This is a genomic window from Flavobacterium sediminis (assembly GCF_003148385.1).
Taxonomy (GTDB): domain Bacteria; phylum Bacteroidota; class Bacteroidia; order Flavobacteriales; family Flavobacteriaceae; genus Flavobacterium; species Flavobacterium sediminis.
This window is the reverse complement of record NZ_CP029463.1, coordinates 1247211-1263452: the sequence shown is the minus strand read 5'-3', so window position 1 is coordinate 1263452 and position 16242 is coordinate 1247211. Positions and strand designations below refer to the sequence as shown.

12 protein-coding genes and 2 pseudogenes are annotated in these 16242 nt (G+C 35.3%); 1 reads left to right on the top strand and 13 read right to left on the bottom strand.

Going from position 1 to position 16242, the window contains the following annotated elements:
* Positions 1-400 precede the first annotated feature (400 nt).
* The 3 genes from mreC to purH are packed head-to-tail and all read right to left on the bottom strand — an operon-like array spanning position 401 to position 3851.
* Positions 401-1228 (bottom strand): rod shape-determining protein MreC, encoded by an 828-nt coding sequence (gene mreC, locus DI487_RS05880; RefSeq protein ID WP_109568804.1) that lies wholly within the window; start codon positions 1226-1228, stop codon positions 401-403.
* A 10-nt stretch (positions 1229-1238) separates the two neighbouring features.
* Complete coding sequence (locus DI487_RS05875) at positions 1239-2267, bottom strand: rod shape-determining protein (RefSeq protein ID WP_109568803.1); 1029 nt, start codon at positions 2265-2267, stop codon at positions 1239-1241.
* Between the two features lie 57 nt (positions 2268-2324).
* Positions 2325-3851, bottom strand: a complete 1527-nt coding sequence (gene purH / locus DI487_RS05870) for a bifunctional phosphoribosylaminoimidazolecarboxamide formyltransferase/IMP cyclohydrolase (protein ID WP_109568802.1) — start codon at positions 3849-3851, stop codon at positions 2325-2327.
* 129 nt (positions 3852-3980) lie between these two features.
* Here purH and DI487_RS05865 point away from each other — a divergent pair, with 129 nt between their 5' ends.
* On the top strand, positions 3981-5231 hold the full coding sequence (locus DI487_RS05865) for an ABC transporter permease (protein ID WP_109568801.1): 1251 nt from the start codon (positions 3981-3983) through the stop codon (positions 5229-5231).
* An 80-nt stretch (positions 5232-5311) separates the two neighbouring features.
* Here the strand turns inward: DI487_RS05865 and DI487_RS05860 are convergent.
* The 10 genes and pseudogenes from DI487_RS05860 to mscL all read right to left on the bottom strand — a co-directional run bounded on the left by DI487_RS05860 (position 5312) and on the right by mscL (position 16210).
* Positions 5312-7410, bottom strand: a pseudogene (locus DI487_RS05860) (prolyl oligopeptidase family serine peptidase).
* Between the two features lie 97 nt (positions 7411-7507).
* Positions 7508-7981, bottom strand: a complete 474-nt coding sequence (locus tag DI487_RS05855) for a DUF4625 domain-containing protein (protein ID WP_109568800.1) — start codon at positions 7979-7981, stop codon at positions 7508-7510.
* Between the two features lie 65 nt (positions 7982-8046).
* The gene (locus DI487_RS05850) at positions 8047-8808 is read right to left on the bottom strand and encodes a DUF4625 domain-containing protein (RefSeq protein WP_109568799.1); all 762 of its coding nucleotides are present in this window, start codon (positions 8806-8808) and stop codon (positions 8047-8049) included.
* 396 nt (positions 8809-9204) lie between these two features.
* The gene (locus tag DI487_RS05845) at positions 9205-11574 is read right to left on the bottom strand and encodes a TonB-dependent receptor (RefSeq protein ID WP_109568798.1); all 2370 of its coding nucleotides are present in this window, start codon (positions 11572-11574) and stop codon (positions 9205-9207) included.
* 65 nt (positions 11575-11639) lie between these two features.
* Entirely contained in the window at positions 11640-11990 is a 351-nt protein-coding gene (locus DI487_RS05840) for a hypothetical protein (protein WP_218925785.1), read from the bottom strand.
* Positions 11991-12004: 14 nt separating this feature from the next.
* Positions 12005-13450 (bottom strand): TonB-dependent receptor plug domain-containing protein, encoded by a 1446-nt coding sequence (locus tag DI487_RS05835; RefSeq protein ID WP_317046286.1) that lies wholly within the window; start codon positions 13448-13450, stop codon positions 12005-12007.
* A 161-nt stretch (positions 13451-13611) separates the two neighbouring features.
* Positions 13612-14112 (bottom strand): annotated as a pseudogene (locus DI487_RS16550) (carboxypeptidase-like regulatory domain-containing protein); the annotation flags it as partial.
* A gap of 187 nt (positions 14113-14299) precedes the next feature.
* Positions 14300-14644 (bottom strand): hypothetical protein, encoded by a 345-nt coding sequence (locus DI487_RS05830; protein WP_146193376.1) that lies wholly within the window; start codon positions 14642-14644, stop codon positions 14300-14302.
* An 18-nt stretch (positions 14645-14662) separates the two neighbouring features.
* Positions 14663-15652, bottom strand: coding sequence for an aspartate-semialdehyde dehydrogenase (locus DI487_RS05825; RefSeq protein WP_109568795.1), 990 nt, complete (start codon positions 15650-15652; stop codon positions 14663-14665).
* A 153-nt stretch (positions 15653-15805) separates the two neighbouring features.
* Entirely contained in the window at positions 15806-16210 is a 405-nt protein-coding gene (gene mscL / locus DI487_RS05820; RefSeq protein WP_109568794.1) for a large conductance mechanosensitive channel protein MscL, read from the bottom strand.
* Positions 16211-16242: the final 32 nt, after the last annotated feature.

Here is a 16242-nt window from a genome sequence, read left to right as displayed (position 1 = left end):
AAAAACTCCAGCAAAAACAATACAAAATGATGTATAAATATTGATAAAATTAAAAAAGTGATACGTTCAGAAGTGATTTTGTCAGCAATCTTTATGGTTTGATATTCATAACTTAAACCAAAGGAAAAACGAAACAGTGAAGGTCTTATATACGCAATTATTAAACAAGAAGCCGCATGAATACCTCCCGAATTACAAAACATATCTAAAAAAAGACCGAGTAAAAAAGAAGTTATTAGCAAAATGCTTCTGTTTCCGTTTACTGGATAAAGCAGAATGAATAATAAGTAAGGGTATGGGTTTAGAAAACCAAACAGGTTAATATTATTGAACAATAATACCTGAAAGATAAGTAAAACTATAAAGCGGACTATGTTTTCTAAAAAAATATTCACAAAATTTACGGGTTAGATTCAGTTTGTGACTCTAAAGTCTCTTTTTCGGTTTTTAATTTGTTTTCGATGACATAAACATAACCTAATGCCGTCATGTCGTTAAAAAGTCTTACGTTAATAATATAATAATTTGTTTTTTTATCGATATAAACTTTGTCTATCTTCCCTATAGGAATGTTCTCCGGAAAGATCTCGGAATCAGCACCGGTTACAATAGAATCTCCTTTTTTCAGAGATGCCAATCTGGGAACATCCATTAATTGAACATATCCTACATTTTTGCCATCCCAAGCCAAAGATCCGAAATGTTCTGAATTTTTGATTTTGGCATTGATTCTGGATTTGGTATTCAATACGCTTAATACGGTAGCAAAATGATTGGATGTTTTTTCAATAATGCCTACGATTCCTTTATCGTTAATCACTCCCATATCTGTTTTGATACTGTCTTTCGCACCAATATTCAGCGTCAGGTAATTCTCTCTCGTGTTGAATTGATTTTTGATAACTTTTGCTTTCCGGATAGTAAATTTATCATGTTCTCTTACTACGATATCTTTGATGTTAAGCAAAGTGTCTTTTTTGTTGAACAGCAACTCTTTCAAACGAGCATTCTCTTCCGCTAAGCTGTTATTTTTTTGCTTCAGACTCAAATATTCATTCATGGAATTTATGTTTTCATAAACACCTCCTGTGATAGCATTTGCTGAATTAATATACTCACTTCTGTGGTAAGAATGAGATTTTATAGTGAGAATTAAGCTAATGCCCAAAAGCAGCAAAAACAGCATCTTATAGCTGTTTTTTATTAGGAAATTTAATATTTGCTGCATGAACTACTTTTTATTTGATCAGTATACTTTTGAAACGGTTAATATTTTTCAGAGCAATTCCTGTTCCTCTTACAACAGCTCTTAGGGGATCTTCAGCAATGTAGACCGGTAAGTCGGTTTTTAATGAAATCCTTTTATCAAGTCCTCTTAACATAGATCCTCCTCCGGCTAAATAAATTCCGGTGTTGTAAATGTCTGCTGCTAATTCCGGCGGTGTTTGTGATAATGTTTCCATAACGGCATCCTCAACTCTTTGGATAGATTTGTCTAATGCTTTTGCAATTTCACGATACGAAACATCAACTTGCTTTGGCTTACCTGTTAGTAAATCTCTACCCTGAACGGACATTTCTTCCGGAGGGCTGTCTAAATCTTCTGTAGCAGCACCGATTTGGATCTTAATTTTTTCAGCGGTGGTTTCTCCTACGAATAAGTTGTGTTGCGTTCTCATGTAATAAATGATGTCATTTGTGAAAACATCACCGGCAATTTTTACTGATTTATCACAAACGATACCACCCAAAGCAATTACTGCAATTTCGGTAGTACCTCCTCCGATATCCACGATCATATTTCCTTTAGGCTGCATAATGTCGACACCGATACCGATTGCAGCAGCCATAGGCTCATGAATTAAGTATACTTCTTTACCATTAACTCTTTCTGCAGATTCTTTTACTGCCCGCATTTCCACCTCTGTAATTCCTGAAGGAATACAGATAACCAAACGCAATGCAGGAGTGAATAGTTTTTTCTTTAATGCCGGAATGCTTTTAATGAATAACTGAAGCATTTTTTCTGAGGCATCAAAGTCTGCAATTACACCATCTTTCAGAGGACGTATGGTTTTGATGTTTTCATGGGTCTTCCCTTGCATCATATTGGCCTCTTTACCAACAGCAATAATTTTCCCTGTTATCCTGTCACGAGCAACAATTGACGGACTGTCAATTACAACTTTGTCGTTATGAATAATCAAGGTGTTTGCGGTTCCAAGGTCAATTGCAATGTCCTCGGTCATGAAATCAAAAAATCCCATACTAATCTCTCCAGGGTTTTAAAGTTAATATTTATCTAACTCACAAATTTAATAAAATTAATGTTTAAAATGACGAGTACCTGTAAATACCATTGCCATATTATTTTCATTGCAATAGTTGGTGCTTAATTCGTCTTTTATTGAACCGCCAGGTTGAATCACAGCTGTTATTCCTGCGTGATCTGCTATTTCCACACAATCCGGGAACGGGAAGAAAGCATCGCTTGCCATTACAGCTCCTTTTAAGTCAAAATTAAAAGATTTTGCTTTATCAATAGCTTGTCTTAATGCATCAACTCTTGATGTTTGTCCGGTTCCTGAAGCACAAAGTTGTCCGTTTTTAGCTAAAACAATAGTGTTTGACTTTGTGTGTTTGCAAATCTTAGATGCAAATAACAGATCGTTAATTTCAGCCTCTGTCGGTGCTAGCTTTGTAACGACAGTTAGATGTTCTTTATTGTCTGTTACATTATCTTTTTCTTGGATCAATATTCCGTTTAAGCAAGTTCTCACTTGTTTTTCCGGAAGAGCTACGTTATGTAGTACTAAAATGATCCTGTTTTTCTTTCCTTTTAATAATTCTACAGCATCTTCATCAAATGAAGGAGCGATAATCACTTCGCAAAAAAGTGAGTGTATCTCTTCTGCGGTTGCCAAATCGATATTACCGTTTGCGATTAAAACACCTCCGAAAGCGCTGGTAGGGTCACCGGCTAGTGCATCTACATAAGCTTCTTTCATAGACGGTCGGGTAGCTATACCACAAGCATTGTTGTGTTTTAAGATAGCGAAAGTCGGTAAGTCATTTTTAAATTCTCCTATCAGGTTAACAGCTGCGTCAACATCTAATAAGTTGTTATATGATAACTCTTTTCCGTTTAATTTGGTAAACATTTCGTCAAAGTCGCCGAAAAAGAAACCTTTTTGGTGCGGATTTTCACCGTAACGAAGTGTTTGTCCGTTAGCCACACTGGCTTTGTAGTAAGTTTCGTCAGTATTGAAGTAATTGAATATAGCAGTATCGTAATTAGACGATACGTGGAATGCTTTAGTAGCCAATAATTTTCTTTGTTCTAAAGTCGTGGCTCCTTTTTCGTTTGTATAGAAATCTAGGAACAAAGCATATTCTTCAACAGAAGGAACAATAACTGTATCTTTAAAGTTTTTAGCAGCAGCTCTGATTAAAGAAATACCACCGATATCTATTTTTTCTATGATATCTGCTTCACTTGCTCCTGATGCTACTGTTTTTTCAAAAGGATATAAATCAACGATCACCAAATCGATCTGCGGAATGTTGTATTCTTCCATCTGCTGAACATCGGATGGATTATCTTGCCGGTTTAAGATACCTCCGAAAACTTTAGGGTGTAATGTTTTAACTCTTCCGCCTAAAATAGAAGGATACGAAGTAACATCTTCTACTGCTACTACTGGGATTCCAAGATCTTTGATAAAAGCTTCCGTACCTCCTGTAGAATAGATAGTTACACTGTTTTGGTGCAGGGCTTTTACAATGGGTTCTAATCCCGTTTTATCGAATACCGAAATTAAGGCAGATTGAATTGATTTTGCTGTGTTCATTGTGTTGTTTAATTTAAGCTGCAAAAGTAGTTATTGTTAGGTGTACTTTCAAAATTAATAACCTGATTTTGTTCTTTTTTTGTAACAAAGTAGTAATTATTTCTACTTATCAACAAGAATCATAAATTTATGCTTTTATATTTAAGGTTACTAAAAGAAAGTCTGGCTTTTGCACTGAATGCGCTTCGAAATAACAAACTGCGTACACTACTGTCATTGTTGGGTGTAACTGTTGGTATTTTTTCGATTATTGCCGTATTGGCAGCAGTAGATTCCATGGATAAAAAGATCAAAGAAGATCTGAGTGATATGGATCTGAATACTATTTACCTGATTCGTTTTTCTTTTGGTCCTTCTGATGTTCCTCGCTGGAAAAGGGAGCAATTTCCTGACGTAACGTATGAAGAATATGAATATTTAAGACGTTCAGTGAATGGGATTGATAAAATATCTTTTAATCTTTTTACCCGAAATGAAAATATCAAGTATGAAGATAAAACGGTTAATTCTATTCGTATAAAGCCATCTACTGATGAGTTTATTGATATTGAACCGATAAAAGTTGAGCAAGGGCGGTTCTTTAATGAATCAGAATCAAATTCCGGAGTTCCTGTAATTGTGATCGGTAGTGAAGTGGCAAGCGGATTGTTCGGAGATACGGATCCGTTGGGTAAAAAAATCCGATTGTACGGACAGAAATTTACGGTTATCGGGGTTTTAAAAAAGGAAGGACAAGGAATGTTTGGCGACAGTAATGATATAGCTGTTTTTTTTCCGGTGAATTTTTTGAGACGGATGTATGGTGATAATAGTGATATGCTAACGCCTGCTATTATTATGAAACCGGTAAAAGGTATTGATATAGATGAGTTCAAAGCAATGGTTACTCAGAAATTAAGAACTTTCAGAGGGCTAAGGCCTGATGAAATGAATAATTTCTTTTTGAATATCCTTTCAGGGTTTACCGATTTTATTGACAGTATCGTTGGGCAACTGAACTTTGTAGGATGGATCATTAGTCTTTTCTCTCTACTTGTGGGAGGGTTTGGTATTGCAAATATTATGTTTGTTTCTGTAAAAGAACGAACTAATTTGATTGGGATCCAAAAAGCCTTAGGTGCTAAAAGACGCTTTATTTTGTTTCAGTTCTTGTTTGAGGCCATTATACTTTCTATTATTGGAGGAATTGTCGGGATGCTTTTAGTATGGCTTTGTGCTGTGATATTAAGTTCAGTTCTAGATTTTGAATTTGTGCTTAGTACTCAGAATATACTTCTAGGAACTGGATTAGCAGGGTTGATCGGCTTGGTTTCCGGAATTTTACCGGCTATTTCGGCTTCAAAATTAGATCCGGTAGAAGCTATAAGAACAGGAATGTAAAATTTTAAAAAAATAGAAGAAAATAAAAAAGCGACCAATTTTGATTGGTCGCTTTTATTTTTAGGTATGAAACAGATCTATTATTTTAAGGTTTTAATTCCCATATTGTATAAAGTAAAAGCTTGCATATCCACCTGTTCGTTGATGATAGCTTCTGTTGATTTACCCGCACCGTGACCTGCGTTAACATCTATTCGTATTAAAACCGGATTCGACCCGTTTTGTTTTTCTTGTAATATAGCGGCAAATTTAAAGCTGTGAGCCGGCACTACACGATCATCGTGATCTCCTGTAGTGATTAAAGTTGCCGGATATTGAACTCCTTTTTTAACGTTGTGTACGGGAGAATAGGCTTTTAAGTAATGAAACATCTTTTCGCTTTGTTCTGAAGTTCCGTAGTCATAAGCCCAACCTGCTCCTGCTGTAAAAGTATGATAGCGCAACATATCTAAAACTCCGACTTGTGGTAGTGCTACTTTCATCAGGTCAGGACGTTGGGTCATGGTAGCTCCTACAAGTAGACCTCCGTTTGACCCTCCTTTTATAGCTAAAAAATCAGATGAAGTATACTTTTCATGAATCAGGTATTCCGCTGCTCCTATAAAATCATCAAAAACGTTCTGTTTTTGCATTTGTGTTCCGGCATTGTGCCATTTGGTTCCGTATTCACCACCGCCCCGTAAATTCGCTACCGCATAAATTCCTCCGTTTTCCATCCAGACAGCATTAGCAATACTGAAGCTGGGGTTAAACTAATGTTGAATCCACCGTAACCGTATAAAATTGTCGGGTTTTTGCCATTTAATTTGAGTCCTTTTTTATACGTTATGATCATTGGCACTCTGGTACCATCTTTTGAAGTATAAAAAACTTGCTTAGATTCATATTCTTCTGATTTGAAATCAACTTTTGGTTTTTCGTATATTTCGGAGATTCCGGTTGCAGGATCATAGGCATAAATGGTTCCCGGAGTGATATAATTGGTAAAAGAGTAGTATAAGATGATTTCTTCCTTTTTTCCGCTAAAACCTCCGATTGAACCTAGTCCCGGTAATTTAACGACACGGATCAGATTGCCTTCATAATCGTATTGATTGACATGAGACACGGCGTCTTTCATATATTCTGCAAAAAAATAACCGCCTCCTTTAGTAGGAGAAAGTACATTTTCGGTTTCCGGAATAAAATCTTTCCAGTTTTCTTGTTGTGGTTGTGCGAGATCAAGGGTTACAATTCTTTTGTTTGGCGCCTTGAAATCCGTTACGATGTAGAATTGAGTTCCTTTATTATCTAAAACATAATTGTTACTGTTAAAGTCGCCAACTATATTTACGATTGGACCGTTGTTTGCCAAGTCTTTTATGTACAATTCGTTTCCGTTAGTTGCATTGGCTGCTGAAATAACAAGATAGTTTCCGTCTTCGGTTACATAGCCGTCAACATATCGGCGTTTTTCATTGAGTCCGAAGATAACTTTATCTTCTTCCTGAGAATGATCTAATTGATGGAAATATAATTTATGCTGATCTGTTTTAGCAGAAAGTTCACTGCCATCCGGTTTGTCATAACTGGAATAATAGAAACCTTCATTTCTGTACCAAGAAATCCCTCCGAACTTTACGTCGATAATAGTGTCTCCGATAACTTCTTTGGTGTCTGTTTTTAAAACTATAACTTTACGCCAGTCACTTCCTCCTTCTGAAATGGAATACGCTACTAAACTTCCGTCTTTTGTAAAACTTAAGCTGCTGAGGGAAGTTGTACCGTCTTCTGAAAAGGTGTTTGGATCCAGAAAAATCTCCTCATTTCCGTCCTCTCCTTTCCGGTATAAAACCGATTGATTTTGTAGTCCGTTATTTTTGTAATAATATGTGTGCTTTCCACGTTTAAACGGAGCTGAAATTTTTTCGTAGTTCCACAGTTGCTCCATCCGGTTTTTTAGTGCTTTACGAAACGGAATCTGATTCAAATAACCAAAAGTCACTTTGTTTTCTTCTTTAACCCAAGCTTCGGTCTCCGAACTTCTGTCGTCTTCTAACCAATGGTAAGGGTCTTCTATTTTAGTATTGAAGTAAATATCGCTATGCTTTACTTTTTTTGTTTTAGGGTACGAAATTTTTGTTTGTGCATTCATAGTTAAGGAACAAACAATAGTGGTTAAAATTATTGTTTTTTTCATCTTTTAATTGGTAATGATAACAAAAATAATCATTTGAATTGTGAAGAAATGTTAAATAAACAAAAGCTGCTTTTAAAGACAGCTTTTGTTGGTAGTGCTATTCTGTAATTTTAATATTGATTCCTTTCATAGTTGCCCAACCTTCAGCGTCAGTAAGTTGAATCATAAAGTGGTAATCTCCTGTATCAATGTCTGTAGGAACCAGTATCTGTTGTTCACTGATGAATTCTTTAGTGTTTTCAGGAATTGAATATGTTAATGTAAGGATCCATGGGTTTACAGCATCTTTTATGGCATCCAAATTACAAGCATCAACTTCGGTGTCGTGACTGTGGTGATCAAAATTGTTATGAATGTTGATACTGTAGGCTCCTAATTCCTGATTGTCTGTGAAAAGTGCTTTGAAAGGAATAGTACTCCCTTTTGAAATAGAGGAACAGCTTGTCGGAAAAGCATCGGCAATAGTTAAATTGATTTCTGGTTTTGTAGTGTCTTTTTCACTGCTGTCATCATTACTACAACTTTGTATTGTTAAGCTGATTATTAGTGTGAAAAAAAATAGTTTTTTCATGGTCTCTGTTTTTTAATTATAAATACTACTTCCTGTTAACAGGAAGTAGTATTTTATTAGTATGATTATTCTATGGTTAAAGTATATTCAACGGTTGAAGTATTTCCTAAATTATCGGTAACTGTAAAGTGAAAATGATATTCCCCTGTTGGTTGGCCAGACGGGATACTTATATGCTCGTGGAAATTAGCGTTAGTTTGTCCGGCATAATTTGTATAGGTTTCTTCAATTCCCGGGACAGAGTTGTCCTCCTCATTATGTATTTCTATTTCAATTGTAGCAATAGGATTGGTTGAAACTATTGTTCCTTCTACATGAAGGTCATTACCTGCGCTTACAGAAGAATTTCCAACAGTTCCGTTGCCTAATTCGTCAATTGTAATTTGGAACAGGTTGTCAGTATTGGCTAAGATTTCTACTTCCGCCTCTACCGTTTTAGTATTTCCTTGTTCGTCAATTACTGTAAAATGTAAATGATAATCTCCGGCGGGTTGACTGGCAGGAATTTCAATGTGTTTGTGAAATTCAGCATTGATCATTCCTGAATAATCTGTGAATGTTTCTGAAATTTCTTCGATTGAGCTGTCTGTTTCGCTGTGTATTTCAACGGTTACTAAGGCTATTTTAGCAGGAGCTACAATAGTTGCTTCAATATGTAGGTCATCTCCAGCTGTTGCATGTCCGCTGTTCTCTAAACCTATCTCGGTAAACTCAACAGCAATAGTGTTGTCGGTTGAATTGGGATCATCATCATTACTACAAGAAGCTAAAAATGAAAATGAGATTAGGGTTATAAAAAGGGCAAATTTTGTGATATGTTTTTTCATGTTTTTTAATTTTTAAAAGTATTTTAATTCTAATTTGTCTGTTTTTTTGAGCATTAAAAAGGGAGGAGCTCTACCTTTTTTATATGTTAAAGAGATGGGAATTAAATGGTTTTTAAATGGAAATTTTATCTTGTAATTTAGAATGATGACTAATATTTCTTTGAACAAAGGAGTCCCGTTGATAAAAGAACAAAAGTGAAACTTACATATAGGGCAATCGTAAGAAGTTTTAGTGACAGTAGATTGTGACTTAGGTGTAGTGATCGTTTTGCTTTCATGTGAAATAAGAAAATAATGGATCGGTTCAAATAGCAGAGAGCCAATGAATATGAAAGTCAGAATTAAAATGCTGATCCGAGAGATTATATTTCTATTTTGTTTATTTCGCATGTTGGGCTAAAAAGGTATTTTAACGAATAAGACAAAGTTCCTTCCGGGTTCGGGTACTCCGATCAGGCGGTAAAAACTGGTGTGGTTAAAATATTTTTTATTGAATACATTCTGGATTTGAAAACGAATGTTTACTTTCTGAGTGCCCCAAACAATATCGCTACCTAACCCTAGATTGATTACGTGATAATCAGGAGTTTTGTTTTCCGGTGGCACAATATTGTTTTGTTCAGTAACATATTTGAGATCAACAGAAGCAAAAGTGTTTTGTATATTTTGTCCAAAATCTTTAGAGTAAGTAAAATGAAGCAGTACTGATGGTGGAGGAGAGAAAGGCAAGGTGTATCCTTTTTTGACTCCTGAAAGCTGTTCGGAATATACGTATTCACCAACAATTCCTGCGGTATAATTATCGTTAAAGTTATAATCTATTTTCAGTTCACCTCCGTAACGTAAAACCCTACTTTCCGTATATTCATAAATTTGATTTCCGGCGCCATACGCATAATCATATTCAGGTGTCGGGTTCAGATATATATAATTAGAAAAGTAGTTTAGGAAAGGATTAATATCAACATAAATTTTATTTTTTTGCCAGGTTGCGCCTAAATCCAACTGATAAGATTCCTCGGGAGACAGATCAGGATTGCCCAACTCATAGCTGAATTGATGGTAATTTACACCGTTTGACGCTAGTTCTTTTGCTATGGGTATACGGAAACTTTTACCAATGTTAGCTCTCATTAATAGATAGTCTGAATTGTAATTGATGCCAAAAGACCAACTGATGTTTCCAAAATTCTTTTTAACAGTATTGGCACGTTGTAAATATTCGTTATTTCCATTAACAGGAGTTGTAAACCAGTCGTAGTAACTTTTAGTTTTTATGGTTCCGTAATCGTAGCGAATTCCGGTATGTAGTATTGTTTTTTTAGTTATTTTAAATTTATCATACATAAAAAGACCGGCATTCGTTTGTGTATAAGCCGGAATAATAAATCCCCAACCGCCAATAGAATTGTTTTGATGTTCGGTATTTATTCCGGAAGAAATAGCATGTTTGTTAATTGTGAAGCTGATTTTTCCGTTAAATGAGTAAACATTCTTATTGAAACCTCTCTCCAAAGTTTCTTTTATGGCTAATGTTTCAGGATAGTTTGAAGGCATATAACCATGGCTGATGTAGTCGCTGTATTCTTCTCTGAAATTATTCTGAAAACCTAGATCAAATTCTAGTTTGAAAGTGTTACCATTCAATTTAGTACGGTTAATTACTTTGAAATGGTTGATGTTTTGCGACGGATTTTGGATATCTCTGTCAGAAGCATCATGAAGTTCGGTGTCCACATTTCTAGGTTCTAAACCATGAGCATTGGCAAAAAGACCTGTTTTAGTCTTTAAGTTACTAATGTAAAAAACAGAACTAAATTTGTCCTTTAAAATTCCGGTTGAGAAATGAAGGTTAAGTTCATTTCCGGCGGTATTACGCAGTCTGTTTTTGTACAAAGGCGCTCTGTATGAGTAAATAGAGATGTGATCTGTCGGAACTTTATAATCGGCATAGTCATTATAGGTGATTCGGGTATCAAAAAAAAGACTTTCCTTTCTTTTGAAAACATTGAGCGAAGAACCGAAAAGTTCATTATTTGTTTTGCCTGTTAATGTCAATGAGCCTCCAAAGGTGTTTTTTTTCGGGATTTTATTTTTCTCAATGACTATAATGCCTCCGATCGCATCTGAACCGTATTGTAACGAGGCCGGACCTTTTATGATTTGAACCTGATCTACAGCGTACTGATCGATTTCTAATCCGTGATCGGAACCCCATTGTTGCCCTTCATGCTTAACACCGTTTTCAGTTACCACGACACGGTTGAATCCAAGTCCTCTTATAATTGGTTTTGATTGTCCGGAACCAATGGAAATGGTGTTGATTCCGCCAATTTTTTCAAGGGATTGCATTAAACTTCCATTGATATTCTTTTCAATGAAACCCTGATTTATGATTTCAACGTGTTGTGCTGATTCTTTCTTGATCTTTTGTTCTAATCCGTCACTTTTAACAACAACCTCATTGATGAATGAAACAGAGGTTTTCATCTTAAAATCTAAAACCAAATTTTGAGTAACAACTACAGTAGTATCAATGGTTTCATAACCGATATAGGAAATTAACAGTCTGTTTTTTCCTTTTGGTATGCCAAAAACAGAAAACTTACCATCTTGGTGGCTAATCGCGTTTTTATTTTGAATATGTACATGGCATTCTGCTAAAGGATTGTTGTTTTCGTCTGAAATTTTTCCGCTTATTGTATATTGTGAAATAGCAGAATAGCTGGAAAACAGCAGTAATAAATGAAGATAAAAATATCGCATTTTGTTCTGTTCATAGTTATAAAATAGGTTCCTTCACCAAATAAAAATCTGATGAGGTTTTTAAATTAATTGAAATGAACAGGAAGAGGAGGCCCTCTATGAGCAAATAAACTTCCGCAAAAGAAGCAGGTCGCTTCCTTAATGCTAAAAGAATAAGGACTTATTTTAAAAGGAGAAAAAAATGTATATGTAAAAATTTCCGGAGAAAGGAAGCTGGCGAATTTAAAGTCACAAATAATACAATCTTCTTTTTCGGAAATAGTTTGTTTAAAACTTTTCTTTTGCTCTTTGTTGTTCAGGCAGCAATCTGAAATCTCTGAATGGTGATGCGAAAAGGCATGCAGTGACTGATAGCTAACAGCGAAAATCACCGAAAGCATCAGAATAAAATTTAGTATGGCAAGCCTTTTCTTCACAGATTTGCAGTTAGCTAAAAATTAAAATTGATCCCTAAAACAATGTTTCTTCCCATGTTTGGGATACCATCACTTTTTAAACGAGAGAGATGCGCAACATAAGTTTTATCTAATAGGTTTTTAGCATTCAATGAAAGATCAAATTTCATTTTTTGTAGTTTAACAGTTCCCCCTAAGCCTAAATTGACTAAAGTATAATCATTAGTTTTGGTTTCGAATGAGCTGATATTATTTTGATCAAAAGTATAATTTACCTGAAGGTTGGCAAAAGCTTTTTGGAACCATTTCCCCAATTCAAATTCTCCTCGTAATGTGTTTTTCCATTGATTAGCAGGAATTAAAGGTAAATATTCACCTCCTTTTTGTTTTCCGATGACCATCTCATAACTACTGGTGAAATGCAACCAGTCAATAGGGTGCGGGTGAAGGTGAATCCCGGTTTCACCACCATATAATGTTGCATTATTTTGCAGGTATTCGTATACGTAATTAGCATCTAACATATTTCCGGTCGGTGAAATAAAGATATAGTTGTTAATGTGATTATAGAATCCGTTGATGAAATATTCAAAGTGTTCACTTTTGTACTCAAGGTTCAGGTCGGCTTGAAAATTTTGCTCGTTTTTTAAGTTTTGATTACCAATTTCATAACGATTACTTCCTTCATGTACACCGTTTGATGTCAATTCCGATAAATTCGGTGCCCTGAAACCGGAAGCTAAATTAATGCGGCTGATGATTTTGTCAGTAAGATTGGTTTTATAGCCCAATGCAAAATTAAAGCTGTTGAATTTTTTATCGATGGCTCCAAAATAGCCTTCTTCACCTATAGTCCCGTGTTCGGAAGTGATTACATTTCTATTGTCAAAACGAATTCCGGCTTGTAAAACATTAGTGTTCCATTCGTAGTTTGATGTAATAAAAGTACCAAAGTCGTCAACGGTAGCATCCGGGATTAACATTTCTTCCCCAAAATTGCTATTGGTTTGGTGCATTCCTTGAACGCCTACAATTGTTTCCAGATTTTTCCATTTAGGTAGATAATATTTGATATTGTAATTGCCTGTTTTTAATTTCATGTGCAAGGCAATGACATCAACGTCTTCTAATTCTTTCCTGTTGTTGAATGTGTAACCTAGATCGGCCTCTAATTTTGAATTTTTGAAATATACTTTTTGGTTCAAACTCAAAATGTGATTGTCGATATCCTGTTTCGGATATAGGGGATTGCGAAATCCTGTGTTTTCAATGCCCTCTTCGGGTAAACCCAAATTTAATTGGTTATAATTGTAGCGAATATCAGTTGAGAAACGGGAATTCGCATAACCAATTCCATATTTTAAATCCTTTTCAATAGAACGTGTATTTGTAATTCTGTCACCCGAAGAAATTTTGTAATCTGCTTGCGAATTGTAATTGGCGCGTAACAAAAATTTCCAGTTATTAGGTGATGATTTGATACCGAATGAAGTATTAGTTCCTTGTGTGTTGGAAGCGAATTGTTGGAATACATTCCCTCTGGTAGTATTGTTCGGGCATATTTTTCAGGGTTAAAATATAAGACACCTCCTATGGCATCTGAACCATATAATAATGATGCCGGGCCTTTGATGACTTCGACACTTTCAATACCTGAGGCGCTTAGTCCTAAACCGTGTTCTTCGCCGAATTGCTGGTTTTCTAAACGTACTCCTTGTGCATAGGTTAAAACCCTGTTTGAGCTTAAACCTCTGATTACCGGTTTACCTATAGATGTTCCTGTAGAGATTTGGCTTACTCCCGGGATATTAGTTACACCATCCATTAACGAAATAGCTCCGCTCTTTTTGATCTCCTCCATACTTTCGTGTGATACTTTCATCACATTTTGTGATTGGATCTTATTAAAAGCAGTAGAGACAATTACTTCGTCTAAATGTTGTTCTTTTTCTTTTAGCGTAAGATCGTATTCCTGAACGTCAAGTGAGTTTATTTTGAGGGTTTGCTGTTCATAACCGAATAAGTAAACAACAATGGTAATATTCCCTTGTGGAACTGATTCTAATTGATAATTTCCGTTTTCATCTGTTTCCGTGTAACCGTTATTCTCTATTAAGTGAAGTGTTACAAATTGTAGAGGCATTCCTGCTTCATTAGTGATCTTTCCGGATATTTTTTGTTGGGAAAATGTCCAAGTACTCACCATTAGTAAGGCAAGCATATATAAATGTTTCATGTTTTTTTGTTTAAAAAGGATAAGATAAATAGCTGTCTATCTGACAAGACAGACAGGTAATGACTGCTAATAAAAGATACCGGCAGTTTTAATTTTAAACAAAAGAAACAGGAGGTCCCCTATGCGTAAATAAACTTCCGCAAAAGAAACTCGTAGCTTCCTTAATGCTGAAAGAATAAGGGCTTATTTTAAAAGTTGAAAAAACAGTATATGTGAAAATTTCAGGAGAAAGAAAACTGGTGAATTTAAAATCACAAACCGGACAGTTTTCTTTCTCTGAAATTACTTTTTTAAATTTTGTGTGAGTGGAATCACTGTGTTCAGAACAATGGGAAACCACTTCATCATGATGTGAAAAAGCATGCAAAGATTGATAGCTTACGGCAAATAGAACCGAAAGCATCAAAATCATATTAAGTATAGCTAGCTTTTTCTTCACAATTGCAAAGATAAAGAATTAAACTAAACCGTTTGCAATTAAATATTCTCCAATCTGAATTGTATTGGTCGCAGCCCCTTTTCTTAGATTATCAGCAACAATCCACATGTTAACAGTATTGGGTTGGCTTTCGTCTCTTCTGATACGACCTACAAATACTTCGTTTTTACCTTGAGCATAAATTGGCATCGGATAGCTAAAAGTCTTTAAATTATCCTGAACCTTTATTCCTGGAGTGCTATCAAGAATTTCTCTGATTTCATTTACATCAAAATCATTCTCAAATTCAATGTTAACAGCTTCACTGTGTCCGCCTACTACAGGAATTCGGATAGCAGTTGCTGTTACAGCGATTGTTTTATCATTTAATATTTTTTGAGTTTCACGAACCAGTTTCATTTCTTCCTTAGTGTAGCCGTTATCTTCAAAAACATCACATTGCGGAATGGCATTTCTGTGAATAGGGTAATTGTATGCCATATCACCCTGAACGCCATTGTATTCGTTTTCTAACTGTTGAACAGCTTTAACACCGGTTCCGGTGATGGATTGGTAAGTAGAAACAACAATTCTTTTAATCTTGTATTTATTATGTAGCGGAGCCAGTGCCATGACCATTTGAATAGTTGAACAGTTAGGATTGGCTATGATTTTATCTTCTTTAGTTAACTCATTCGCGTTGATTTCAGGAACAACCAGTTTTTTAGTAGTATCCATACGCCAAGCAGATGAATTGTCGATAACGGTAGTTCCGACAGCAGCAAATTTTGGAGCCCAATCTAATGAAGTTTGTCCGCCTGCTGAAAATAAAGCAATTTCCGGCTTCATGTCTATAGCGGTTTGCATGCCTACAACTTTGTATGATTTGCCATTCCACTCAATTTCTTTACCCACCGATTTTTCAGAAGCCACAGGGATAAGTTCCGTAACCGGAAAATTTCTTTCTTTTAAGACCTGAAGCATAACCTCGCCTACCATTCCGGTAGCGCCAACAACTGCTACTTTCATTATTGTTTTTTTATTTTTTGCAAAGGTATAGATATTTGAATCTAAAAAAATTATTTTATAATAATATCACAAAATTTTATATTTATAACAAATAATATAAAAAATCCACACTCGACAAGTGTGGATTAATAGTATATGTAATGTAGCGTTAGTTTACTGTTTTTTTAATAAATCTCTTATTTCAGCTAACAATTCTTCCTGGCTTGGTCCTTTCGGCGCTGCAGGTGCCGGTGCTTCTTTTTTCTTCATAGCGTTTACACCTTTAACGATCATAAACATTACAAAAGCAACGATGATGAAATCTATAAGGTTGGTCAGGAATTCACCCCATAGAACAGAAACTTCGCCTTCAACAACTCCTTCAGCATTTACAACTCCTTCTATAATAGTCCACTTTAGATCTTTGAAATTTGATTTAAAAATTAAACCGACTAAAGGCGAAACTATTCCTCCGGTAAAAGAAGAAACGACTTTGTTAAAAGCAGCCCCCATTACAAAACCTACCCCGATGTCGACTAGGTTTCCTTTCATTGCAAATTCCTTGAATTCTTTAAGCATAAAATTATTTTTTAGTTGTTTTAATTGGTTTT